Below are 25538 nucleotides of genomic sequence, written 5' to 3'. Positions count from 1 at the left end.
TTGCGCGCCGCTCTCCTATGCCACCTTGGCTTTCACCGCCCAGAGCCGCGCTTCAAAACCTTTGAGCGTGCGTCGGGCCGCCGGGCCATAACCCTCGCCGGTTTCTGGGTCGATTTCGGGGAAAAGCGTGCAGATCTCGTTGATCATCTCGGCTTCCAAGCTGTTTTTGACCTGTGGACCGGGCAGGAAACTTTCAGTTGCCAAGCCTTCGGTAAAAACCACCTGATGATCATCAAACAACAGATGAACATAATCTACATACCCGCCTTCGATGGGCCGCACGCTGGTATCGTTGACAAGATCTTTCGCCGCCACCAGCACTTCGCGCTCGCCAAACAGAAGCTCGGCCAGGCTGTCGCGCAACAATATGCGATGCAGCGGCGAAACCGCCACCGCGCCATGCTCGCCGAATGTGCCCGGCGCAATATAGATCGGCGCAAAATCACCTTTCGCCGCGACCCGGCGTCGCCCGAGCCACCGCAGCGGCTGCATGCCATGATCCTGGGTCAACACCTGATCACCGGCTTCGAGCCGCTCAACCTTGCGCGGACCATCCGCTGTTTCGATCAGGGTACCGGCGACAAAACAGGGAACACTGTCGACCAGAACAAAGCCGGTGTCTTCGTTGGTGCCGTCCGACACGGTGTAGGTAAAGTTGAAATACTCGTCATTGCCGTCGCCGACCACGGTGAACGAGCCGTCGGCATTCAGCATCACGGTCTGCCCGGTGGCCAGCGAGATTGTGCTGCCTACGGCCACTGCGTTACCGTTGATATGGGTGATGGTCAGGGTGCCGCCGCTTGCGACAAAATCGTTGTTCAAGACGTCGATGGTCTTGGTGGACGTGCCCGGCAGATGCAGGATGTCGTCATTTGCAATGATTACAGTCTGCACCGAATCGCCAGCAATCAGAAGGTTGGAATCGTAGTTAGTGTCGCCAACATCGGCGATCCCGATGCGGATCGAGTTCACCACCCCCACCGTGACAGGGAAATTCAGCGTCATGGTAACGGTGAACCCATCCATCTCAGTGTTATAGTCGTCGTTGGTGTTGTCGACATAAAGGTTCTGGTTGATACCGCCGACAAGGTTGCCCGGGTTGGCCGATCCTACCGCCATTTCAACCTGCACACCATTGACCCAGACTCCAACAAAATCCTGATAGGATGAATTGGCAAATTCTGGAAATTCATCCGAAGAGAAGACGAACTGCATCGTCATCGTGTCATTGTCGGGAATGAAATCCACATCCAGCCAAGAGGCGTCATAGGTGCGCGCTCCTGCGGCGGCGTTGAAGTCCGAATTGTTGTTTACACCACGGGTGTTGGTTGACGTGCTGTTCGAGTGGTTCGAAGACCCCCAGTAATTGGTGAAATCCTCCGCATATCCGGTCGACAGGATGATACCGGTATCCCCCGGCGTGACGCCGGGCGAGATTGTATCGCCATTCGAATAGGTGCCTGACGAGCGATAGTCGCCTGTATAGGATGCGCTCACCACCGTTACACCATCACCAAAAATGGTCTGTGCCATCTGCGTAGCCGATGCACTCGTGTTAATCGGAAGTTCCGATGCCGAAACCATTGCCTGCTCACCCCTCGCTTTTTGGTGAGACACGGCACATGCACATCAAAAGCCGGGAGCCTGCCCCTGCTTTGTCATAGCGCTTCTTACGCTTCACTGCTCGTGCGGGGCGTTTTCGCCCTCAGATAGAACCCTGCCTCGGGTGTTTATTGCCAAAAGGTTACCACGCCCGACCACGCGATGTTAAGCCTGATTATTTCATCGCCACGCGGCGCGGCATGGCAGCAACAATCACAAGAAGGCATCGCTGGTTTGCGCCGCAGCACATTCTCCGCTAGGGCTTGGGGAATTCTGCCATCAATGACATGAGAAACCCCAATGACAGCCTCGCTCGATCCCGTTCATCTAACCCAGAACCTCATTCGATGCGCCTCGGTTACACCTGCCGAAGGTGGCGCGTTGGTGTTGCTTGACGAAATACTGACCGAAGCCGGATTTGCCTGCACCCGTGTTGATCGTGGCGCCGTGGCCAATCTCTTTGCCCGTTGGGGCAAAAAGGGCGCGGAAAAGACTTTTGGTTTCAACGGTCATACCGACGTTGTTCCACCCGGCGACGAGGCAACTTGGCGCCACGGCCCCTTTTCAGGCGTTCTCGAAGATGGTGTGCTTTGGGGGCGTGGCGCAACGGATATGAAATCAGGCGTCGCAGCCTTTGCCGCTGCAGCGGTTGATTTCGTTCGCCAAAGCCCGCCCGACGGCGCGATCATCCTTGCCATCACCGGTGACGAAGAGGGCGATGCTATCGACGGCACCACCGCCCTTCTGGATTGGATGCAATCCGAAGGCGAAGCAATGTCGGCCTGTCTCGTCGGCGAACCCACCTGCCCTTCCGAGATGGGCGAAATGATGAAGATCGGGCGGCGTGGCTCGATGAACGCAAAGTTCCGCGTTACCGGCATTCAAGGCCATTCCGCCTATCCCCACCGTGCAAAAAACCCGCTTCCGGCAATGGCGCGATTGATGGATCGGCTGGCCTCTCATACGCTGGATGAGGGCACCGAACATTTCGACGCCTCGACGCTTGCGGTAGTCACTATCGACACCGGCAACCCGGCGACCAACGTGATCCCGGCAACCTGTTCCAGCACCGTCAACATCCGCTTCAACGACACCCATTCTGGCGCGTCCCTCTCAAAGTGGCTGGAAGAAGAGGCCGATATCGTGGCTGCCGAGTTTGGTGTCGGCATTGATCTTTGGGTGACGATCTCCGGTGAAAGCTTCCTTACTCCCCCCGGCCCGCTTTCTGACCTGGTAGCGACTGCGGTAGAGGCCGAAACCGGCCGCCGACCCGAGTTGTCAACCTCGGGTGGCACTTCAGATGCGCGTTTCGTCAAAGACCACTGCCCGGTGGTCGAATTTGGCCTTGTTGGCAAAACCATGCATCAGGTCGATGAGCGCGTTCCAACCGAGCAGATAGTTCAGCTAAAAGCGATCTATTCGCGCATTCTGAAGGATTACTTTGGCTAAACCGCGCCTCATCGTCATGCTCAAGGCGCCCGTGGCGGGTCGGGTGAAAACCCGATTGGGGCGCGATATCGGGATGGTGCCCGCAGCGTGGTGGTTTCGCCATCAGGTGACCCGTCTGTTGCGCGAAGTCGACGATCCGCGCTGGCAAACCGTTCTGGCCATCGCACCCGATACTGCTGTGCTCGCATCGCACTGGCCCATGCATCTACCCCGCATAACGCAGGGACACGGCGATCTGGGCGCACGCATGGCGCGGCTTTTGCGGCTGCCTCACCCCGGACCTGTCTGTCTCGTCGGTGGTGATATTCCGGGCCTACGCTCCCGCCATGTCGCACGCGCGTTTTCTGCTCTTGGCGCTGCGGAATTCGTCTTTGGCCCGGCCGCGGATGGCGGGTTCTGGCTGACCGGTCTGCGCCACCCGTCGCGCGCACCTGCCGGGCTTTTTCGCAATACCCGCTGGTCTTCTGCGCACACCCTGTCGGACAGCCTCGCCTCGCTGAATGGGCGCTCCCATGTTCTGATTGACCAGCTTTCAGATGTGGATCGCGCGGCGGATTTATAAAGGAATGCACTGCGCTCGGGCGCCATTGGCAGCACCCACTCGCCGTGATACGCCGAAGTCATGAGCCAGATGCCTTCAAAAGAGGAAATCCTGCAATGGATTTCCGATCACCCGACCGAAACGTCCAAACGTGATATCTCGCGTGCCTTTGGTATCAAAGGCGCAGCGCGGATTGACCTCAAACGCCTGCTCAAAGAGCTTGAGGCCGAGGGCCATCTTGCCAAACGCAAGAAAACCTATCGCGACCCGGACAAATTGCCCCCTGTGTCTGTGCTGCAAGTCACCGCGGCGACCGCTGATGGCGATCTGACTGCCCGACCGATGGAATGGCAGGGCGAGGCGGAAGAGCCGCGCATTCTGATCATCCCACGCGCTTCTGACCCGGCCTTGGGCGAAGGCGACCGCATTCTGGCCCACCTCACCGAGACCACAGGCGAATTTGCCTATGAGGCCCGTCTGATCCGACGCATCGGCACCAACCCCCATCTCGTTTTGGGGATCGTGCGCATGACACCCGAAGGCGGGCGCATTCAACCCATCGACAAGGGGCTGGGCAAAGAATGGCTGGTGGGCAAGGCCGATCTGGGTGGTGCCAAAGAGGGCGAATTGGTCGAGGCCGAACAATCCGGCCCCAAGGGGCGCATGGGCCTACCACGCGCGCGCATCGTCAACCGGTTGGGCGACCCGAGCCAGCCCAAGGCCGTCTCGCTCATCGCCATCCATCAACACGGCATTCCCCATGACTTCCCCGACGAGGTGATCGCCGAAGCCGACGCGATGCAGCCGGCCACTCTGGGCACGCGCGAAGACATGACCGACCTGCCCTTGATCACCATTGATCCGGCAGATGCACGCGATCATGACGATGCTTGTTGGGCCCATGCCGATGATGACCCCAAGAACGAGGGCGGCCATATCATCTGGGTCGCTATTGCTGATGTCGCGCATTACGTGCGTTCAGGTACCGCGCTTGACCAAGAGGCGCGCAAGCGCGGCAATTCCAGCTATTTCCCCGACCGCGTCGTGCCGATGCTGCCCGACCGGCTTTCGGGCGATTTGTGTAGCCTGCACGAAGGCGTCAAACGCGCCTGTATCGCGGTGCGTATTCAGATCGACGCCCATGGTGAAAAGCGCAGCCACCGTTTTGTGCGCGGCCTCATGCGCTCGGTCGCCTCGCTGAATTATCGCGAGGTGCAGGCGGCGATGGACGGTGATACCAACGACAAGGTCGCGCCTCTGATGGACGAGGTGATCCGCCCGCTCTATGCCGCCTACGAGGCGCTCACCCAAGCGCGGAACCGCCGCCAGCCGCTTGATCTCGACCTTCCCGAGCGCAAGATTCAGCTCTCGGAAGAGGGCGTGGTTGAAAGCGTCAACTTTATAGATCGCCTAGATGCTCACCGGTTAGTCGAGGAATTCATGATCCTCGCCAATGTCGCCGCCGCCGAAGACCTGATTTCGCGCAAGACTCCTCTGCTCTTTCGCGTCCACGAAGAACCTCCCGTTGAAAAGCTCGACGCACTTCGTGATACGGCAGAATCCGCCGGGCTGACGCTGGCCAAAGGGCAGGTGCTCAAAACCGCCCATCTCAACGCGCTTTTGGCGGCCGCCGAAGGCACGGATCACGACGAACTGATCAACCTCGCCACCCTGCGATCCATGACCCAGGCCTATTACAGCCCGTCGAATTTCGCCCATTTCGGGCTCGCGCTGCAGGCCTACGCGCATTTCACATCGCCGATCCGACGCTACTCTGACCTGATCGTGCATCGCGCGCTGATTTCGGCGCATAAATGGGGCGACGACGGCCTCACCACCGATGATATCGCCTCACTAGAACCCACCGCCGCGCATATTTCCGAAACCGAGCGCCGCTCGATGATGGCCGAGCGCGACACCAATGACCGCTATCTCGCCGCTTTCCTGTCCGAACGCGTCGGTAGCGATTTTGCAGGCCGCATTTCGGGTATTGCACGATTTGGCGTGTTCGTCCGACTGGATGAAACCGGCGCAGACGGGCTGATCCCGATGCGCAATCTCGGGCGCGAATATTTCCACTTCGATGCGGACCGGGGACTGCTGACCGGCGCCGATACCGGCACTGAAATCGCCCTTGGCGACCGTGTGGTCGTGCGTCTGGCCGAAGCCGCGCCGGTCACCGGCGGACTTGCGCTCGAACTGATCTCTCTTGAAGGCAAGAAACTGCCACAAGGTGGCGGCGGTAAGGGCGGATATCGCGGCAAACAGGCCAAACGCAACCTCGCCCGAGCCAAGAAAAAAAGCGCCAAGACCAAAGCCAAGGTCAAACGCACACGGCGCTGAGCCAAAGGGCGCGCATCAATGCGCCCTTTTCCCAATCACCGTTCCGCCCTATCATCGGTGCAAACCCCGCCAAGGGGCCAATTCCGATCTAAGGGCACGAGCAAAATGCGCATCGGTTTCTCCCTTGTTCTTGCAGGCATTCTCACTGCAACTCCCGCGTTCGCAAACGCGCCCGAGCGTTCAGCACGCCCCATGATCCGCCCGGCGAGCACCATCACTTCGCCCAAACCCGCCGCCTTCCGAAACTGGCTGCGCGGCTTTCGCACACGTGCCAACGCCCAAGGCATTCCGTCAATCGTGCTCGACAAGGCCTTTGACGGTATTCACTACAACAGCGACGTGATCGACAAAGACCGCAGCCAAAACGAGTTTACCAAGACCGTCTGGGTTTACCTCGACAGCGCTGCCTCTGTGGCGCGCGTCGCTGCGGGCAAAAAGGCGCTGGCAAAACATGCTCAGATGCTCGCTGACATAGAAACCCGCTACGGCGTCGAGAAAGAGATTGTCGCGGCGATCTGGGGACTTGAGAGCGCCTATGGCTCCTTTCGCGGCTCAATCCCCACGATCGAGGCGCTGGCCACATTGGCCTTTGATGGTCGGCGTGGTGAATTCTTTGAGGGCGAGTTGCTGGCAGCGCTGAAAATCCTCGCAGCGGGCGATACCCGCCCTTCAAACATGCGCGGAAGCTGGGCAGGCGCGATGGGTCATACCCAATTCATGCCGTCGTCATGGCACGCCCATGCGGTGGATCATACCGGTGATGGCAAACGCGATATATGGGGCGATAACCCGGCTGACGCGCTGGCTTCAGCGGCAAATTACCTCAAGGCCAATGGCTGGCAAACCGGTCTGCCATGGGGCGTAGAAATACGCCTACCCGATAACTTCAACTACATGCTCGCACGGCGCGACTACGAGAAACTGCCCTCAGAATGGGCCCGCCTTGGTGTCACCGACACCAACGGTGCGCCGGTTCCTGATCATGGCCCCGCCGCCGTACTTCTGCCCGGTGGCGCCAAAGGCGCCGCGTTCCTGATCTTTCACAACTTTGAGGTGATCGAAAGCTATAACACCGCCGACGCCTATGTTATCGGCGTGGGTCATCTCGCCGACAGGCTCGCAGGCGGTCCGCCTATCCAAGCCACTTGGCCGCGAGAAGATCGCGCACTTACCCTTCCAGAACGGCTTGAGATGCAAAAACTGCTCAAAGCGCGCGGCTTTGATCCAGAAAAGCTCGACGGCAAAATCGGACCACTCACCGTCAACGCTGTGCGCGCCTATCAGAAGGATCGCGGATTGGTGCCCGATGGTTATCCCTCCCCCGGGTTCCTCGCACGGCTACGCCAAAAACCCTGAAGCCTCCTCCCGCCAGAAACTTCACGGCAGTTGACTATTGATCCAGCCTTGCGGGTGACCTTGATCTTTCACACTGTGGGCGTCCGAGAGGTTCGCGCGCGATAGTTCGCGATCTTGAACACCTCATGTCTCTACGCTGGGCGCCAGACGAAAAGGCCTCGCGGGGAACGGCAAGCCCACACTCAAAATAGCAGAAAATCCGCCCTATCCATGTCACCCGGCGCCAGATCCAGTAGCAAGATCGTATGACCCTGATAACTCAGTTCCACCCCCTGCTCGACTACATCGAACACTAATGCGGTGAAGCGAGCCGCCTGATTACTCCCCATAATGTCATGCATTCGAATTGTATCCACGCCGGGAGTGAAATCGGCGATCACGTCATATTCGCCGCCTTTTATCTCATTGAACACGAACAGATCGGCACCGCTGCCGCCATACAGGGTATCGTCACCCGCGCCACCATTTAGTGTGTCGGCCCCATCCTCGCCTGACAAGATATCGTTCCGCCCGCCGCCAGCCAGAAAATCCTTCCCCGGTCCGCCATGAACCGTGTCGTTACCTTCGCCACCGCCCAGACTGTCGTTGCCATCGCCGCCGCGCAGATCATCACGCCCGGGGCCACCGCCAATGTTGTCAGCGCCACCGCCGCCTTCGACCGTGTCATTGCCAAAACTGCCCGCCAGCATGTCATCACCTTCGCCGCCGTCCAGAAAGTCGTCACCGGGGCCGCCACTGAGCAAATCATTGCCCGTGCCGCCTACCATTGAATCATCACCCAGACCACCGCCCATGGAATCGCGACCAGGGCCACCTTCCATCGTGTCATTGCCGGGACCTCCGCCCATGAAATCATTGCCGTCGCCACCGTAAAGCCTGTCATGTCCAGCGGCGGCGGCGATCATGTCATTGCCACCGCCGCCGTACAGCACATCGTTGCCATCGTCCCCCAGCAGCATGTCATCATCCGCCCCACCTATCAGAGTGTCATTACCCGAAGTGCCGACAATCATCTCACCATCAGACCCCGAAACTTCGTCATAAGGGTCTGGTTGTGGGTCAACTTCAGGGTCGGGTAAGGAGGGCGGGGCGGGCGGCACGTAAGGGTCTTCTTCGGACACGGCTTCGCTGATCAGCAATGGACCAAAAGTGACCGTTACATGGTTCAGGAAAGGACCCAGCACTATTGCCAGGTCTTCCTCCACAATCGGGGTTTCATTGTCGGTACGCAGTATAAGTTCCTCGTTTCCGAACCTCAGCACCGCACCCCAATCCGTGGTCTCCAGATCAATCTGCTCTGCGGAATAGAGCATGGACCATCCCGACAGATCGACCAGATCCTGCCCAACCTGCAAGTCTTCGATCATATCTGGCACGCCATCTGCACGTAAGACAAAAATATCCGCGCCGGCCCCACCGCGCAGACTGTCCTGTCCGGCACCGTCACTAAGAATGTCATCTCCCGCACCGCCCAAAAGCCTCCCCGCCGCTGTTCCCAGCGAAAGCAGATCGTCGTCGTCTGACCCTGACAGATCGCCGCCAGCCCCAACAGCCACCATGCCAGGGGCGCCGAACTCGACCCTAAAGTGGTTAAGACCCGCTTCGGAGGCCGAGGTCGTCAACACATCAATCCCACCATCGCGGGCAAGCGCCCCCAATCCCGAAAGATCCGCAAGCGAATATGCGTTACTGTCTGCGATGGTATCGAGGTGTACCAGTCGGCCTTCGGCGGTTAACCGAAACAGGCCGAGCCCGTCATCCATCCCCGCAGCCAGGACAAACGCATGCCCGGCGACCGATACGGTCTCGATCTCAGCAACCCCCTGAAAGCGTGTTGTCAAATCGTCGATCAGGTGGTCAGTAACCGTCAGCCCCCCGGTATCGGAGATGGACATCACCGACAGACTGGAACTGCCTGAAGCCGCGACGATAAGAAAATCCCGATCTGCGACACGCACCGTTTCCAGCCCCGTCACGGAATTGACCGGCAGGCTTTGCTGCATCCCCAACCCTTGCATTGCCGTCAGCGTACCATCTGAGGCAACTGCAAAACCGGCGACGCCATGATCGCTGGCGGAACCTGCATAGAGAAAGGTGCTTCCCGCCCGCTCGACCACCGCCATATCTGAAATATCACTGGTATAGAGATCACTTTGCGCACCGAAGACCTGCGGTTCCGTCAGCACACCATCTGTGAGCGCAACACCGGTCACGCCCGCCCCGCCCTTCCCTGCCACGAACAGCAATTCCGCGCCGTCCACCCGCGCCGCCATAATGCAAACTGACTGCGACGGCGCTGCATCCTGAGCGAGGAACGACAATTCCGCAGACCGCTCACCTGCGTCCCAGGCGGCCAAGGCGTTTGCCATCGCATTGCCCGGCAAGCTACCCGAAACACTGCCGACTGAAATGCCAATGCGGTCATCGGCCACGTGCCAGGTTGATGACAGGCTTTGTGGCGCGTTTTCCGCTGAAACCGAGACAATATCAGTGGATAAAAAGGTGAAATCGCTGATCTCAAATGCCGTGCCTGAACCAACGCTCACCCCGCGAATAGAGACTGTGGTGGTTGGCAGATCAAAACTGTCCCCAAACCACGTCCCAACATGTTGCAAAATCGACATCCCCAAAACCTCACCATTTGCATCCCAAAACTAGAAAGAGGTGCCAGGTGGTTTTTTTGCGGTTCTGGAATGTGTCGGGTCTGCGGCCCTTGAATTGGATTTTCTTCAAGTCCGCCCGATTACGAATTGCCGGGATTTTCCGTTTGCATCATTTTGTCTACTGCTGAGGACCGGATGCCACCGCTAAAGTCCGCCGAGAAACTCGGACAGGACCGCGTCGACAGGCATCGTATCCTGCGCGCCTCTGTTGTTCCGTCGCCCTGCGGTCTTTCAAGTTGTCGGCCAATGCAGTATCCCGGATACCTGTATTATCGGAGAGTCTGAGAGTGAACCCAGCCACGCCGCCCCCACCGCATGTCATGATCCTGATGGCGGTCTATAATGGGGCCAGATTTCTTGAAGCACAATTGTCAAGTATCGCCGCGCAAAGCCATTCCAACTGGAACCTGTTGATCAGTGATGATGGATCTACGGATGCCAGCCGAGATATTCTTACACAAGCGGCAAAGGACATGCCCAACATAACCTGCCTGAACGGGCCGGGGCAGGGCGGCACGGCAAACTTCATGTCGCTGATCTGTGCCGCAGCCGATCATGCGCCAGCGGACAGCTGGATTGCATTCAGCGATCAGGACGACGTCTGGCTACCGACACGTCTGGAACGCGGCATTGCGGCATTGCAGATCCAGGATCCCGACCAACCCGCGCTTTATTGCAGCCGGACGTGGATCACCGATGAAACCCTGAGCACGCGATCGCTGTCGGCAGCTCGGCCCCGACCTTTGGGATTTCGCAACGCTCTGGTTCAGAATGTGGCCTCCGGCAATACCATCCTGCTCAACGCCGCGGCAGCTCGGCTGGTGATGCAAGCCGCGCAGGAAACCACGCGGCCTGTTGTGCATGACTGGTGGATCTATCAACTGATTTCGGGTGCGGGTGGCGCTTTGGTCCATGATGACACGCCATCGCTGCTTTACCGACAGCATGGGGTCAATCAGATCGGAGCCAACATGGGGCACCGCGCCCGCCTAAGGCGGATAGGGATGCTACTCAGCGGCCATTTCAGAGACTGGAATGACACCAACCTTGCTGCACTGCGCTGTTCGGCGCACCGGTTGACGGTGGAAAACCGAGCGTTGTTGGAACAGTTTGCAGCCATCCGCATGCGTGCAATACCGGCGCGGGTTAATGGCATCCGCAGGCTCGGACTCTATCGTCAGAGCCCCTTAAGCACGCTGGCCCTGTGGCTGGCAGCAGCAGCAGGACGGTTATAAGAGCACCGGCCCCGCTCTGTTCGTTCTACACGATTTGAACCCTTGCGGGTTTTGGGGAACGGCGGCTTTGTTCAGCGCTCGAAACAAATCACCCGCTCTTGTGCCTTCGCCCAGACCTCGCGCGTCGTATCCAATTAATACTGCTAGATCACGGGGCAACCCATTGGCATGCACTGGTCCAAATAAACCGCCCGCTGAGCTGGAATCACCCTGATCGCAAGTCGGGCAACATCGTTGGACGCAGTCTAAAAGACTTCGTTGGCAGTCGAACAATACACGTCGGAACGCGGAGCCATCGCACAGGTCAAGCGATCCGCACGCTGGCGTTGCCGCAGGTCGTGTTTTTTCATTGGGAAATGGCAGGATGGGTTGCCCGGATTCACTTGCCTTTTGCAGTGCTGTGCGAGGGCTGGCCAATCTTCAAACTGCACGATAACCTGCGCGTCTCGGGCCTGGAGTTCCTATGAAAATCTGTGTTGTCGGTATTGGATATGTGGGTCTGTCGCTCGCCGTGCTGCTGTCTCAGCGCAATCAGGTCGTCGCTCTGGATGTAGATTCCCGCCGGGTTGAGATGCTCAATGCCCGCCGCTCACCAATTCAGGACTCTGAGATCGAAGAGTTCCTTGCCAACCGCACTCTGGATCTGAGTGCCACGACGGATGTTGCGTCGGCGATGGCAGATGCCGAATTCATCGTGATAGCAACGCCAACCTCGTATGATTCCGCGACCAACATGTTCGACACGCGCTCGGTCGAAGACATGGCTCAGGCGGCAAAAAAACATGCCCCCGATGCAACGGTCGTCATCAAATCCACGATTCCGGTCGGCTTTACCGAAAAGCTTCGCACCGAGATCGGGAGCAGCAAAATTGTCTTTTCCCCCGAGTTTCTGCGCGAAGGTCGGGCGCTGTATGATAATCTGCACCCCTCGCGGATCGTGGTCGGCGGCAGAACCGATGCTGCCGCAACCTTTGCCGAGCTTCTGCGTGAGGCTGCGCTGGACGAGGAAGTTCCGGTGCTTTTTCTGAGCGCCAAGGAAGCCGAAGCCGTCAAGCTTTTTGCTAATACTTATCTCGCCCTGCGTGTTGCCTATTTCAATGAACTCGATAGCTATGCCATGGCGCTTGATCTCGATTCACGGCAGATCATCGAGGGCGTTTGCCACGATCCCCGTATTGGTCAGCACTATAACAATCCCTCATTCGGCTATGGCGGCTATTGCCTGCCCAAAGACACCAAACAGTTGCTGGCGAATTACAGCAAGGTGCCGCAAAATCTAATCCGGGCGGTGGTCGACGCCAATACAACTCGCAAGGATTTCGTCGCCGAGCGCATCCTTGCCACAAACCCGACCCATGTCGGCATCTACCGGCTGACCATGAAGGCCGGATCGGACAATTTCCGCGACAGTTCAATCCAGGGCATCATGAAGCGGATCAAGGCCAAAGGCATTCCGGTGACAGTCTATGAGCCAGAGCTGAAAGACAGCCATTTCTACCGCTCGCCGGTCGAGCGTGACTTTGAGCGTTTCAAAAACACAGTGGATATCATCGTTACCAACCGGATGGTTCCTGAACTTGATGATGTTGCCGACAAGGTGTTCACCCGCGATTTGTTCGGTGCAGACTAAGCGCGCCCAGAAAGCCAGAGGTCCGCTTGCCACGTTGCCAGATATTGCTGGGCGCTCACGCGCCGCCCCGGCACCTTTTCATTTACGATGACCATCCTTTTGCCGCTGCCGCGCGCTTCCAGACTGACATCAGAAAGACTATCGTTGGAATCCGCCATCCGACCAGTCAGGGTTTTCCTGATCATGACGGCGGGAAGCGTTTCCGACGACCCCTGACAAAGGCTTTCCATTGGGCGATCAACAACATAAAATATGCCCGTTCCAGTATACTTGGCCTCAAGGCGGACCGCATGAGCATTACTTCCCTCTCCGCCCTTAAAGGCGTCTTGGTTAAGGACCGACCGCGACACGGTAATCACCGAAGCTTCAACGATCCCGACATCGCCATTGACTGGGGCTTTGGCGATGCGACACCCGCGCTTCGCAACAAGAAATCCGCGTCATCGCTTCTTGCCGATGTTGCCAGTCTTTTCTCCGACCGACTCCAAGACATGTTACCCTCGGAACCTGCGGCATGAGAATGCTTATGACTGGCTTCATCGGCTCCACCCATTTAGGCACCAAACTGGGCTGGTGGCCTACGGTTGCAATAGCAGAAGGTCGATGCCGCAACGCGGAGTGGTATCTTGACAACGAGCGCTGTTGGTTCGCGCGTAAGGGCCTTACCGCAGCAGGGTTTCGCCAGGAGATGACATCATGAAGCTGCTGGTTTTTGGGCGCTCCGGTCAGGTCGCCACCGAGTTGCAGCGCCAGACAGGCGTAAAAATCGAAGCTCTTGGCCGTGATAAAGCCGATCTGACCAATCCTGCGGCCTGCGCTGCTCTGGTCGCTGCCACCGATGCCGATGCGGTCATCAACGCCGCCGCCTATACGGCCGTTGACCGCGCCGAAGACGACGAGGCGAACGCCGCCCTTGTCAATGATGCGGCGCCCGGCGCGATGGCGCGCGCCGCCGCTGCGCGCGACCTGCCTTTTGTACACATTTCGACCGATTATGTCTTTGACGGCAGTGGCAATGCGCCGTTCGGCGTCAATCACCCCACCGGTCCGCTGGGTGTCTATGGCCGGACCAAGCTTTCGGGCGAAGACGCAATACGCACAGCAGGTGGCCCGCATACAATCTTACGAACCTCGTGGGTGGTGTCGGCGCACGGCAGCAATTTTGTCAAAACCATGCTGCGGCTTGGGGCTGAACGCGACCAGCTGACTGTCGTGGCCGACCAAATTGGCGGGCCAACACCCGCCGCCGATATCGCCGCCACCTGCGTCTCTGCCGCCCAACAATTGCTCGCGGACCCGGCAAAATCGGGTACCTATCACCTGTCCGGTAGCCCCGATGTAAGCTGGGCTGATTTTGCCCGTGCGATATTTGAAATGGCTGATATCCGCTGCGAAGTGGCCGATATCCCCAGCACAGACTATCCGACCCGGGCCCGGCGCCCGCTGAATTCGCGGCTGGACAACAGCCTTACTGAAATGACCTTTGGCCTTGCACGCCCCGACTGGCACACAGGCCTGCACGAAATTCTGACCGAGCTTGGAGCACTAAAACCATGAAACAGCGCAAGGGCATCATTCTGGCTGGCGGTTCGGGCACGCGCCTTTATCCGGTCACCATCGGCGTGTCGAAACAACTGCTGCCGGTTTATGACAAGCCCATGGTGTATTATCCGCTCAGCGTGCTGATGCTGGCCGGCATCCGCGAGATTGCGGTAATCACCACGCCGCAGGATCAGGACCAGTTCATCCGCACCTTGGGCGACGGCAGCCAGTGGGGCATCACCCTCACCTACATCCCCCAGCCCAACCCCGACGGTTTGGCGCAGGCGTTTATCCTAGCCGAAGATTTTCTGGATGGCGCCCCATCAGCGCTGGTGCTGGGCGACAACATCTTTTACGGCCATGGCCTGCCCGAAATGCTGGCCGCCGCCGACGCGCGAGAAACCGGTGGCACCGTATTTGGCTACCGTGTGTCTGATCCTGAACGCTATGGCGTGGTGGCTTTCGACGATCAGGACCGCGCTGTTTCGATCATCGAAAAGCCGAAGAACCCGCCATCAAACCATGCCGTGACCGGGCTTTACTTCCTTGATGGTTCGGCTTCTGCACGCGCTCACAACGTCGTGCCCAGCGCGCGCGGCGAGTTGGAGATCACGTGCCTTCTGGAGATGTATCTGAAGGAAGGGACGCTGTCAGTCGAACGCCTGGGGCGCGGTTTTGCATGGCTCGATACCGGCACCCACGGCAGCCTGCTGGATGCGGGTAATTTCGTACGCACTCTGGAGAAGCGTCAGGGCCAGCAGGCCGGCAGCCCCGACGAAATCGCCCATGCAAAAGGTTGGATCACCGACGCGCAATTACACGACCGCGCAGAGAAGTTCAAAAAGAATGACTATGGTAAGTATTTGGAAGGCCTTCTGGGCAATTGAGACATAGATTGGCAAGGCGGGTCCGGGCGTTTCGCGCGAAGCGTCCCCACATGAGTTGAACCGCGCGAGCAAAAGCTTTATCAGCAGGCAACGATCACGACTCTTTCAGTGCCATCAGACACATAATGTCGTATTGTGATACGCTTTTACCGCAGGGACACATTCAGATGACGATAGCGACGACCACAACAGGCGGTACAGATCGGATACAACCGGCCATACCTGCCTGCGATCTGATGTAAAGCAATTCCCAATACACTGATGAACACCGCCACATTGTCCCCTTCAAGCATACAAGCGTCCCCAGATGTATTCGTGGTCATCGCCGTATTCCGGCCCGATCCGGCCCATCTGACGGCGCAGCTGGCCTCGCTGGCGGCACAGCGCGGCTGCACATTGCATCTGGTAGCTGTTATCGCAGACATCGTGTCAGGACCTCTGGTGCGCGAAACAGCGGATGCGTTGGACCTCAAGCTCGAGATGGTTCCCAGCGATCAGGAGCTTGACGCTGTGCGTGCCTTCGAGTCCGGGCTGACCGAGGTCATGGCCATGATCGACGCGCAACAGGGTGCACAACCAATGCCGCTGATCGCACTTTGCGATCAAGATGACATTTGGCATCCTGACCGACTCGCTACTGGTATTGCCGCCCTAGAGAGCAGCGGCGCACAACTGGTGCACAGCGATGCGCGGTTGGTGGCAGCGGACGGCAGCACCGAAATCCAGCGATCAATGTTCCGTTTTGAACGTCGTCAGCGCCGACCGGGCCTGCGCGGGCTTCTGTATCGCAACAACATCACCGGCATGACGGTTCTGATGCGCGCTGATGTGGTGCGCATGGCCCTACCCTTCCCGCAGCAAAGCGGAGTGCATTTCTATCATGACCTGTGGCTTGGGCTGATTGCTCAGGCTACCGGTGGCGTGCATCTGATAGAAACGCCGCTGGTTGATTATCGTCAACACGGCGGCAATGTGATGGGGGCCATCGATCGCCAGGGGGGCTGGCTGCGCGGGTTGCGCCGCCGCCGTCCCGATGCAATGTGGATCCGCCGCGAAGCAGCCAGCTATGCTTTGGCACGCTATCTGGCGCAATCGCTGCACACCCGGCTGCTCGACATGATCGACGAGGGTCATCTGGCGCGTAACAGTATGCGCACCCGCTCACTCTGGCCCTATCTGCGTCGAGGCAGCGGCGGTGTCATGCACTTCATCGACATGCTGCGTCTGGCCATCACTGGCCATTTCGGGCTCGCCAGGATCGCCGCCGGTTTCGCTGTCGTCAGCATCGGGCGCTCGGTCTGGTCTCTGAGCCAGGCCTTTGGCCCCATGCGCCGCTCCGCACTCGACGGCTTTGATGCCCGGCTTTATTCGCTGTCGCCGGGGATGCCTCCCCGGATGCCCCGCCTGAGCGATCCTCGCGAAGAAAAGCCACTTGACCACACCGCGCTTGTTGATCTGCGCAAGACCCCGCGTTGGACCCCGAATTTCAGCGCGTCGGCACCGGCCCTGACGGTGCTTGTGCCCACCTTGAACCCGACCGAGGTCTTTGCCGGAATTGTCACCGCATTTGACATAGGGCTGGGGTTGGCCGCACGCGGTTTTCGGGTGCGCTTTATATGCACTGATCTGCCGATGTCCTCTCCCGGCGCCTCGCGCGCGTTCCTGTTGCGCCGCCTGCCATCCGGGGTCCCTATCGAGACCGCAGCGCGCGTAAGCCTGCATTGTGGCATCCATAGCCCCACCCTGTCCGCGCACCGCGGTGATGTTTTTCTCGCCACCGCATGGTGGACTGCTCACATCGCCCAGAAGCTGATCCTCGAACACCGCCTGGAACAAAGCCGCTTTTTCTATCTGGTTCAGGATTTCGAACCTAATTTTTATCCTTGGGGATCAGAATTCGCTGACGCCATGGCCAGCTATGATTTCGATTTTGAACCGATCTTCAATACTACCCTTCTGCGTAACTATTTCGCTGCACAGAGCTTTGGTTTTGCCAATGAGGACGCGCTGGCCTTTCATCCGTCCATCGACATTGCCCGTTATGCTGACGCCCCGCGCCCATTGCGCGCGGCAGGGCCACGGCGTCTGGCGCTCTATGGCCGACCCGAGGTAGCGCGCAACATGTACCCCAGCGCGATCGAGGCACTGGCTGGCTTTGTCAAAGCCGAAGGGCTTGGTCCGCAGGACATCGAGCTGGTCTCGATCGGCTTATCACATGCGCCGGTTGAACTGCCCGGCGGTCTGCAACTGACTAGTCTCGGCAAGCTGCCTTGGGAAGAATACCCGGCCTATCTGCGTAGTGTTGATGTCGGACTTTCACTGATGTATTCACCCCACCCCAGCCACCCACCGATTGAAATGGCGGCTTCGGGCGTGCGGGTCGTGACCAATAGTTTTGGGCCCAAAAATCTGTCTCTACTTAGCCCTGCCATCGCGTCGGTTCCCGCTTCCGTGCCTGAAATCACTGCCGCCCTTCGTCGGGTCTGGGCCATGCCGCCCGTGCTACAGGCAGACCGCAGGATCGACATCGACCAATTAGGGCTGGACCAGAACACCATGCTCGACCGGCTGTCCGAAAAGCTGGCACAAACGTTGTCACGACACAAGGATGCCGCATGACGCGCCGGATTTTACTGCATATCGGATCGCCGAAATGCGGCTCGACCTACTTGCAACAGGTTTTGTTGCAGAACCGCGATCTGCTTGAGGCGCATCAGATGCGTTACCCCGATCCCGGCGATGGGCATCCTGGCAATGCCGCAGATCTTGACGACGTCAACCGCGCGACGCTTACGCGCTGGTTCACAGGCGGTATCGGCACGGTAATCCTGAGCCACGAAGATCTCTATTCACAGGCCAAACGCGGTGACGCGCTAGCGGAGCTGGCACGCGAGGAAGGAATTACCGTACAGTTAATCTGCTTTCTGCGTCCGTTCAGCGAATTCATTTATGGCGATTACTCGCAGTTCATGAAGCAGTTTTTCCATACTTTTCTGGCCGAACGCAAACCCTATGGCGGGCGCGATTTCAAAACTTTTGCGCAACGCCGCATCGACACCATGAAACCCGCCGCCTACCTGCGCCAGTGGCAGTCCCGATTTCCCTCTGTTCCCATGACCCTTGATGGGCACCGAAACATTCGTACCGTCATGACCCGGCTTCTGGGTGCGCCGCTGGCTGATAAGTTAAATTGGGTTGTCGACGACAACCGGGTCAACCGGTCGCTGCGAATGGCCGATTGCGACCGGATTGCCGCAGCAATTCGCTCGCCTGAAGTATCGGAGTCGGATATCAAACAGATGTTTCGCGATGCCTTTCACAATGTTGATATTCCCGACGAAGGCAAAACGGCTGAACGCACCGCATGGCTTGAGGCACAGTTTGCGCCGCAAAATACCGCTCTGCTGGAAGAATTTGCCTTTGACAACCGACGCCGGTGAATCAGGAAAACTGCAAACCTCTTTAACTGTGGTTGCCGCATAGCGCGCGGTCAGACGCGCCAAATCGGAATATAACACTTCCGGGCGGGCGCTTCGGTTTCAGCCCAGAAATGCCCCCAAGGGGTTCTTATCTTTCGTTTCGGTCCATGATTTTCTGGTGAAAGGCGATGCCCTCTTCGACATCGTCATAGAAATGCAGCTTGCCCCTGTGCAATACGCCCACGTAATTGCACAACCGACGCACCTGTCCCATCGTATGCGTCACCATCACCGCCGAGCTTTCGCTAAGACGCTGTGTGAACAGTGCCTCGCTCTTCTTTTTGAACGTGGCATCGCCAACGGCTGTGACCTCGTCCACCAGGTAAGTGTCGAATTTGATCCCCATAGAAACGCCGAACGCCAGTCGCGACTTCATGCCCGATGAGTAGGAGCGGATCGGCAGCTTAAAATGCTGTCCCAACTCGGCAAAATCGGCCACAAAATCCGCCAATTCCTCGGTATCGACACCATAGACACGGGCAATGAAACGCGTGTTCTGCAAACCGCTGAGCTCGGGATGGAAACTGCCAGCAAACCCCACTGGCCACGAGATATGTCCGGTCGAGACAATTTCGCCTGAATCGGGGTGCAAGGTGCCAGCCAGCATTTTCAGAAGAGTGGATTTCCCCGCCCCGTTGCGGCCCAGGATGGCCACTGCCTTGCGGTCAGGAAAGACGGCTGTGATGTCGTCGGCCACAACTTGGCGCCGCCCTTTCAGCACGAAGGTTTTACAGACGTTGCGTAGCTCGATCATCTGTCCTGATCCTGCCGCTCAGCGCCGATCGCGCAGCGAATAATAGATCATCACCAAAATGGCCCAAGTTATGAACGCCAACCCTGCCAACAAACAGATCAGCATGAGACGCCGTGGATACTCTGGCGTTTCTGCCAGTGTCGGTTCCACATACATCGCCAGATAGCGCGATTTGCGTGATGCTTCGGCAAACGCAGCATCGCGCGCGGCTTGCGCCGAAAGATAACTTTTTTGGGTGAACTCCAGGTCCACCTGAAGAGCTTCGTATTCGGCCAGCAAATCGGAGTAGGCAACATCGTTGTCTGCCACTCTGCTTGTGCTACCAAACTTGTCGCGCTCCTGATCGATCAGCACATTGATTGCCTCAATACGGCGGCGGGCCTTCTGCACCAGAGGGTTACTCGGATCAGCTCCCTGCAACAATTGCTCCTGCAAATCAATACTGGTGGCGGCCAATTGCTGCTGCAACGACCCCAGAACGCCCATCTGGCCTTGAATATCGGCCGATGGATCAACGATCTGGGTTCGGTTCTGAAAGGCGGTCTTGGCCTGACGCGCCTCCTTGAGCCGCGCTACCGCACGAGCCAACTCTTCTTCGGCATACCCCATGGCGTCGGCCCGCGCGATGGCTGACAACTCGTTGATCATCCGACTGCTTTCATCAAACAGTGTTTTGGCGATAGTTTTGGCATCATGCGGATCAAACGCCAACACCCGCACCTCGATCAGCCCGCTGGAGCGGTCGTAGAACACCTTGACCATTCGGTTCCAGTAGTCGGCCAACGCCTCGATGCGCACATCTTCGCCCAAGCCGAACACGGGGTCATCCGGATTAGAATACATTCGCACCAGATCCAATTTCTGGCTTAACAACCGCACCAGTTGCTGACTCTGGATGAATTCATAAAGGATATCAGTATCAGAAGAGCTCGACCCCGAAAGTTCGGTGATCCCGCCCAGTAATTCGATAGCCGAGCCGACTTCTTCGGTACGCACTGAAAACCCAACATGGCTGGCATATTGATCATCGGCAACCGTATAAAGATACCAAGCGCTTATGCCCACGGGAGCAATAACCCAGATCACAAAAAACAAGAACAGCAGCACATGGCGAGTTTTTATGCGGGCTGCTTTTACAGGGGGGCGGACAGCTTTGGTTTTGGCTTTCCCTTCGGGCTGCCCCTTCAATGACGCTGCTGCATCCTTCGATGCCGGGCTTTGAGGCACATCGTTCAAGACAAAATCTTTCTTCTGCGGTAGGACTGCCGATATTTGCAGTTTCCTAACAAACCCGGCGATGCTACGCCAGAGCACAGAATGAAACAATCAAATCCAGCCATACCCCGCCGGACTGGCACGATACGCACCGTGATAGCCCTGCTCTTGCGCGAGATGTCGACCACTTATGGACGCTCGGCCTTGGGATATGTCTGGGCGGTACTGGAGCCCGCAGGCGGCATCGCCATGATGACCATTGTTTTTTCCTTTGCTTTCCGATCGCCTGCAATCGGCACCAATTTCCCGCTGTTTTTTGCGTCGGGCATTCTTCCTTTCATGGCCTATTCGACCACCGCACAGAAAGTATCTGTTTCCTTGCGGTTTTCTCGCTCATTGCTGTTTTACCCAGGCGTCACCTTTGTCGATGCAATCCTTGGTCGTTTCCTGATGAACGTGATAACGGAAATCATGATTGCCGTGGTCGTGTTGTCGGGCATCATAATTGCATTCGACCTGCAGGTCATTCTAGACCTGCCGGCACTGGCGTTCGCCTTTACCATGGCCTTTGCCCTAGGGTTGGGGATTGGGACGATGAATTGCTATCTGCTGTCGATGTACCCCATTTGGGAAGTCACCTGGGCCATCTTGAACCGACCGCTGTTTATCATATCTTGCATCTTCTTCCTCTTTGACACCATCCCGCTCCCCTATCGCGACTGGCTGTGGTGGAACCCTCTGGTCCACTTGGTCGGCGAGGCCCGGAGCGGCGTCTATTCCACTTATGATGCCAGCTATGTCTCGCCGCTCTATGTGTTCAGTGTCGCACTCGTCACCTTTGCTGCGGGCCTTTTGATGCTGCGGCGCCATTATCGCGAAATCATCAACTCATGATCCCCCAAGCATTGTCACCCTGCGTAATGCCTATCTAAGGGTTTTCGGGTCGATGCACCTCGCACCGCATTGGCGCTCACCAATTGTTCGAACGCGCAGCGATACATGTTGCTTCACATAAAACACGAGATGCTGTAGAGGGCAAAAAAGATGGTTTCCGGAGATCCCGATGGGCTGGCGCGGCTACATTCATATCCCTAAAAAGACTGTGTTTTTCTGGTCGCAGAAAGCGGCCTGCACCAGCCTGTTCCGGTTTCTGGCAGACAACATAGAAGTCCCACCCGAGAACAAGCGCTACTTCCACCTCAATAGCCAATCCTACAAGCAGTGCCTTGAGGTGATGCGCAAGAAGCGATATCGTTCGGTGATCCTTGCGCGCCACCCGGTGACACGAAGTATCAGCGCCTATCTCAACAAATTCTGTGTCTATCGCGGCCGATCGCTCATGATGCGTGATGATCTGGAACCCTTTGCCCAGGAACTGCACGATCTCTACTGCACCGAACGCGGGCTTGAGACCGAGCGAAACATCATGACCTTTGCCCAATTTCTCGACACTGTCGCAGCCCTACATGATCAGCGCCTCAAACCCCGATTGCCCGTCAACGGACATTGGGAGACCCAGGTACCCGGCTTTCTGTTGGATGAAGGGCTGCACTATGACGATATCATCCACGTCGAGGCGCTGGACAGCGAGCTGGGCGCGTTGGCAGCAGATCTTGGTATGCGCTATCATTCGCGCCAGATGAACAAGACCCAGATCGCAGACGAACGGTATGGTGGGTCATTGGTCGATGTACCGGGCCATGAAATTTCCGAATATAGTTTCGGCTACGAAAATTTCATAACCCCGCTGACACTGCGACGGATCCAGTCTCTTTATGCGGTCGATCTTGAAACCTTCGGCTATCCCCCGGAACCGGCACTACGCAAGCAAGCTACAAAGACGCCGCACGTTGAACGGCTGCCGCCCAGACGCGGTGCTGAATAGAGACGGATAGCTGCTGATCTGGCTGGGCAACGTGATAACTTGGCCTGCGCAGCGCGTAGGCACTCCTCAACTCGGCGGGAAACTACAACGAAGCCGCTCGAAGTTTCGGTGTTCTTGATAACGGTCCCGAAAATGTCGCCTATTGTACAATCAGCGCGCGGTTGCCATTACCATTTTGACTAAGCCAAGCCGTATTGTCGCTACCGGTCTGTATCACGGCGGCTTGGTTGTTATCGCCCATGATGAAAGCGGTCATGATATTGCCGCTGTCATTCTGTCGGACCGCCATCATGTTATCATTACCGATCGTTTCGGTCTGAATGTTGTTGTTCGTGCCCGTCTGCGTGAATGTCCCCACATCGAGTCCGGTCGCAACAAGCGGTGCCCAGTCGAAATCCGTCTTGTTGTTACGATCACCAACATAATTGATAACAGCGGTATTGCTGCCGTTTTGCGCAAGATTGACAAGATTGTCCACGCCGGTGATATTCACCTCGGCATCGTTGCTTCCGCCCATCCCGTTGTTATAATGCTGGGTCACAACGGCCTCGTTGCGATCCCCATCGACCATAATTCTTAGATCGTTGGTTCCATACTGAAGCGCGTAGATCTGATTGTCGTCACCGGGTCCGGGCATATCGAGATAAGCCGTGTTGGTGCCCCATTGATCGACGCCAATGTTATTGCCGTCACCATTGATCAGCGAACTGGTAAGGTCATTTTCCAGCCCTTCCTGGCGGATGCCGATCTGGTTCAGGTTACCTTGAATCGTAATCTGGCCAACCGAATTCAGCCGACCGCCTTGGAAGACGCCGAAACGGTTGAAATCGCCGGTCACCAAAAGATCCATATCATTGCCATTCGCCCCGAGATTATCGACGCCAATGGTTTGAACCAACTCGCTTGAGGCAGCCCCGGCGTCCAGAGCAAAACCGCTCAGACCAATGCTACCGTTGCCCGTGCCGATGAATTCGGCGCGGATACGGTTTTCACCATTATTGGCAGGGGTCAGCGATTTCTGTTCCACGCGGGCAATAACGTTGCCTTCGCCGGTCTGGATCAGGGTGGCGATCTGGCCTGGCATTCCGTCAGACTGTTCCTGAAGCACCGTGCCGATAGTGTTCTCATCGCCGACGTGCTGTAAAATATCCAAACGGTTGGCACCATCAGGAATCGCGCCCAGCGCCGATTGCTGCACTTCGCCCACAACGTTGCGGTGACTATTCTGCTCAATCGTGATGGCGTTAAACACGCTCGGTGTCGCCGACTGGCCGTTCTGGTTCAACCCTGCGCCCTGCGTGCCGATACGATTGCCATCACCTGTCTGATCCACAATCAGACTGTTGTAATACCCGTTTTGCAGTGCCGGGTCTGCTTCCGTGCCGATCTGGTTCAGAATGCCAACCTGATTGATCGCGCCGCTGTTGTCGGCACCTATCTGGTCGATGAAGACAAGGTTGTCATCGTCCGCCCCGATTGCCGGACCTGCCAAAATTCCGGCCGTGAGGAAAATTGCGGTCGAAGTGATAAATCGCGACATGGCACAGGTCCAGTTTATGTAAATCTACAAAGATGCCGGGGCCGCATGTGGCCCCGGCAATTCGTTTTCGGGCGGGTTCGCCTTATTGCGAAACGGCCAGATTGTTATTGCCGCCACCGTTCTGGGTAAAGGTCGTGCCATTGCCCGACCCGTTCTGCAGCACAGCAACCTGGTTGCCGTTTGACGAGCCGATCGTGCCGACCTGACCATCAATCGTGTTGCCGCCGCCAATCTGGGCGAAGGCGAACAGGTTGCTGTTGCCGGTGACGGCATAGCTGACTGTGTTGCCCGACAGTGCCAAGGACGAATCCTGGAAGATGTTGCCCTGCGACAGGAATAGGCTTGAGCTTTCGAGGTTTCCAGCCACGCCGTTCATCGTTCCAACGCCGTTGTCATTGCCGGTGAAGCTGGCGGTCGTCGAGTTATAGCTGCCATCCTGGTCAATCGTAACGCCATTGCCGTCGCCGATCTGATCGACAAGTGCGACGTTGCCGGTATCAGAGGTAACGGTGCCCTGGTAAACGGCAAAGTTGTTGCCGTCGCCTGTTTGTTGGACCGCAATCTTGTTGCCATCAGACCCGATCATGCGCGCGATCGAGAAGCCAGTACCGTTGTAGCTCCCGTTCTGAATGACGGAAACTGCATTGCCGCCCCAACCAGAGAAATTGCGGTTATCGTTGCCCTCAATGCTGGCTTCTTGCACCATGTTGCCTATGGCGGGGTTGCCAGTTGAACCCTTTTGAACAACGTAAACGCCAGCCACATTCCCATAGGCGCCGCGGTAGGCTGCGGTGGTATTCGTGTTGCCATTGCCGCTACCGACAATCTTGGCCAGCGTGACTGTGTTGCTACCGCCACCCGTTGCGGCCTTGCCCTGGTCGATGACGAGAACGTTCGAGTTGCCGTCCATGACAATCTGCTCGACAACCGAACCCGTCTCTCCTGCCCGCACGACGAGGGCCTGGTTGATATTGCCGTCCTGCTGAACGTCATTGATTCTGTTGCCCGTGGCTTGGTTGCTATCCCTCGCTTGGAACCAGTTTTCGTCGCCATTTTGCTCCAGCTTGACGATGTCGTTGTCGCTGCCGCTTGCATATCCGCTGTTGGTGTAGCTCAAAAAGTTGCCATCACCGTTCTGAAGGACAGGTGCCCCGCTGAGACCAATGTCATTGCCTCCGGCGGATGGGTGGCTGGCCGTGCCGGACTGATGGATAGTGGCGTCGTTATCAGAACCAGTCTGGTCGAGAAACAGCGTGTTGCTGTCGGCATAAGCTGCGCCCATGCTGAGGGTCAGGGCCGTTGTGGCTGCGAAGGCCGTTTTGAAATAGGTCATATAAATAGTTCCACCTTTGGTTTGTCAGTCAATTTTCTGTTTACGCCAAGTTGCCGGAACAGCATCGTGCGGTCCCGGCTTTTG

19 protein-coding genes are annotated in these 25538 nt (G+C 57.5%); 13 read left to right on the top strand and 6 right to left on the bottom strand.

Annotated features, from left to right (window positions below; translation table 11 throughout):
* Positions 1–15: 15 nt before the first annotated feature.
* Positions 16–1584 (bottom strand): Hint domain-containing protein, encoded by a 1569-nt coding sequence (locus tag LZG00_14210; GenBank protein MCF3595145.1) that lies wholly within the window; start codon positions 1582–1584, stop codon positions 16–18.
* A 318-nt stretch (positions 1585–1902) separates the two neighbouring features.
* On the opposite strand from LZG00_14210, the gene dapE reads away from it, so the two are divergent.
* The 4 genes from dapE to LZG00_14190 all read left to right on the top strand — a co-directional run bounded on the left by dapE (position 1903) and on the right by LZG00_14190 (position 7291).
* Entirely contained in the window at positions 1903–3051 is a 1149-nt protein-coding gene (gene dapE, locus LZG00_14205) for a succinyl-diaminopimelate desuccinylase (GenBank protein ID MCF3595144.1), read from the top strand.
* A gap of 16 nt (positions 3052–3067) precedes the next feature.
* Positions 3068–3613 (top strand): DUF2064 domain-containing protein, encoded by a 546-nt coding sequence (locus tag LZG00_14200; GenBank protein ID MCF3595143.1) that lies wholly within the window; start codon positions 3068–3070, stop codon positions 3611–3613.
* A 60-nt stretch (positions 3614–3673) separates the two neighbouring features.
* Positions 3674–5935 (top strand): ribonuclease R, encoded by a 2262-nt coding sequence (gene rnr / locus LZG00_14195; GenBank protein MCF3595142.1) that lies wholly within the window; start codon positions 3674–3676, stop codon positions 5933–5935.
* A gap of 192 nt (positions 5936–6127) precedes the next feature.
* A complete protein-coding gene (locus LZG00_14190; protein ID MCF3595141.1) occupies positions 6128–7291 on the top strand; it encodes a lytic murein transglycosylase in 1164 nt (387 codons plus the stop codon).
* Positions 7292–7473: 182 nt separating this feature from the next.
* Here LZG00_14190 and LZG00_14185 read toward each other — a convergent pair whose 3' ends face one another.
* Positions 7474–9915, bottom strand: a complete 2442-nt coding sequence (locus LZG00_14185) for a hypothetical protein (GenBank protein MCF3595140.1) — start codon at positions 9913–9915, stop codon at positions 7474–7476.
* Between the two features lie 326 nt (positions 9916–10241).
* On the opposite strand from LZG00_14185, the gene LZG00_14180 reads away from it, so the two are divergent.
* From LZG00_14180 to LZG00_14150, 7 genes are all read left to right on the top strand, one after another.
* The gene (locus LZG00_14180; GenBank protein ID MCF3595139.1) at positions 10242–11189 is read left to right on the top strand and encodes a glycosyltransferase family 2 protein; all 948 of its coding nucleotides are present in this window, start codon (positions 10242–10244) and stop codon (positions 11187–11189) included.
* Positions 11190–11652: 463 nt separating this feature from the next.
* Positions 11653–12819: a nucleotide sugar dehydrogenase gene (locus tag LZG00_14175; GenBank protein ID MCF3595138.1), complete on the top strand. Its 1167-nt coding sequence runs from the start codon at positions 11653–11655 to the stop codon at positions 12817–12819.
* Between the two features lie 290 nt (positions 12820–13109).
* On the top strand, positions 13110–13337 hold the full coding sequence (locus LZG00_14170) for a hypothetical protein (protein MCF3595137.1): 228 nt from the start codon (positions 13110–13112) through the stop codon (positions 13335–13337).
* 178 nt (positions 13338–13515) lie between these two features.
* The gene (gene rfbD, locus LZG00_14165; GenBank protein ID MCF3595136.1) at positions 13516–14376 is read left to right on the top strand and encodes a dTDP-4-dehydrorhamnose reductase; all 861 of its coding nucleotides are present in this window, start codon (positions 13516–13518) and stop codon (positions 14374–14376) included.
* On the top strand, positions 14373–15248 hold the full coding sequence (gene rfbA, locus LZG00_14160) for a glucose-1-phosphate thymidylyltransferase RfbA (protein ID MCF3595135.1): 876 nt from the start codon (positions 14373–14375) through the stop codon (positions 15246–15248). Before rfbD ends, rfbA begins: the two co-directional genes overlap by 4 nt.
* A gap of 315 nt (positions 15249–15563) precedes the next feature.
* Positions 15564–17867 (top strand): glycosyl transferase family 1, encoded by a 2304-nt coding sequence (locus LZG00_14155; protein ID MCF3595134.1) that lies wholly within the window; start codon positions 15564–15566, stop codon positions 17865–17867.
* Positions 17864–18688 carry a hypothetical protein gene (locus LZG00_14150; GenBank protein MCF3595133.1) on the top strand — a complete coding sequence of 275 codons (825 nt, stop codon included), beginning with the start codon at positions 17864–17866 and terminating at the stop codon, positions 18686–18688. The genes LZG00_14155 and LZG00_14150 overlap by 4 nt, the downstream gene beginning before the upstream one ends.
* Before the next feature lie 127 nt (positions 18689–18815).
* On the opposite strand, the gene LZG00_14145 is transcribed toward LZG00_14150, so the two are convergent.
* Together LZG00_14145 and LZG00_14140 are read right to left on the bottom strand one after the other, a co-directional pair.
* Positions 18816–19481, bottom strand: a complete 666-nt coding sequence (locus LZG00_14145) for an ABC transporter ATP-binding protein (protein ID MCF3595132.1) — start codon at positions 19479–19481, stop codon at positions 18816–18818.
* An 18-nt stretch (positions 19482–19499) separates the two neighbouring features.
* A complete protein-coding gene (locus LZG00_14140; GenBank protein MCF3595131.1) occupies positions 19500–20546 on the bottom strand; it encodes a sugar transporter in 1047 nt (348 codons plus the stop codon).
* A gap of 252 nt (positions 20547–20798) precedes the next feature.
* On the opposite strand from LZG00_14140, the gene LZG00_14135 reads away from it, so the two are divergent.
* Positions 20799–21590, top strand: a complete 792-nt coding sequence (locus LZG00_14135; protein ID MCF3595130.1) for an ABC transporter permease — start codon at positions 20799–20801, stop codon at positions 21588–21590.
* A gap of 169 nt (positions 21591–21759) precedes the next feature.
* Entirely contained in the window at positions 21760–22581 is an 822-nt protein-coding gene (locus tag LZG00_14130) for a sulfotransferase family protein (GenBank protein ID MCF3595129.1), read from the top strand.
* A gap of 139 nt (positions 22582–22720) precedes the next feature.
* Here LZG00_14130 and LZG00_14125 read toward each other — a convergent pair whose 3' ends face one another.
* Positions 22721–24121 carry a hypothetical protein gene (locus LZG00_14125; GenBank protein ID MCF3595128.1) on the bottom strand — a complete coding sequence of 467 codons (1401 nt, stop codon included), beginning with the start codon at positions 24119–24121 and terminating at the stop codon, positions 22721–22723.
* An 82-nt stretch (positions 24122–24203) separates the two neighbouring features.
* Positions 24204–25454, bottom strand: a complete 1251-nt coding sequence (locus LZG00_14120) for a hypothetical protein (protein ID MCF3595127.1) — start codon at positions 25452–25454, stop codon at positions 24204–24206.
* Positions 25455–25538: the final 84 nt, after the last annotated feature.

This window comes from Rhodobacteraceae bacterium LMO-JJ12 (assembly GCA_021555075.1).
GTDB lineage: Bacteria > Pseudomonadota > Alphaproteobacteria > Rhodobacterales > Rhodobacteraceae > JAKGBX01.
Note: the sequence above shows the minus strand (reverse complement) of the source record. Positions and strands in the feature narration are given on the sequence as shown.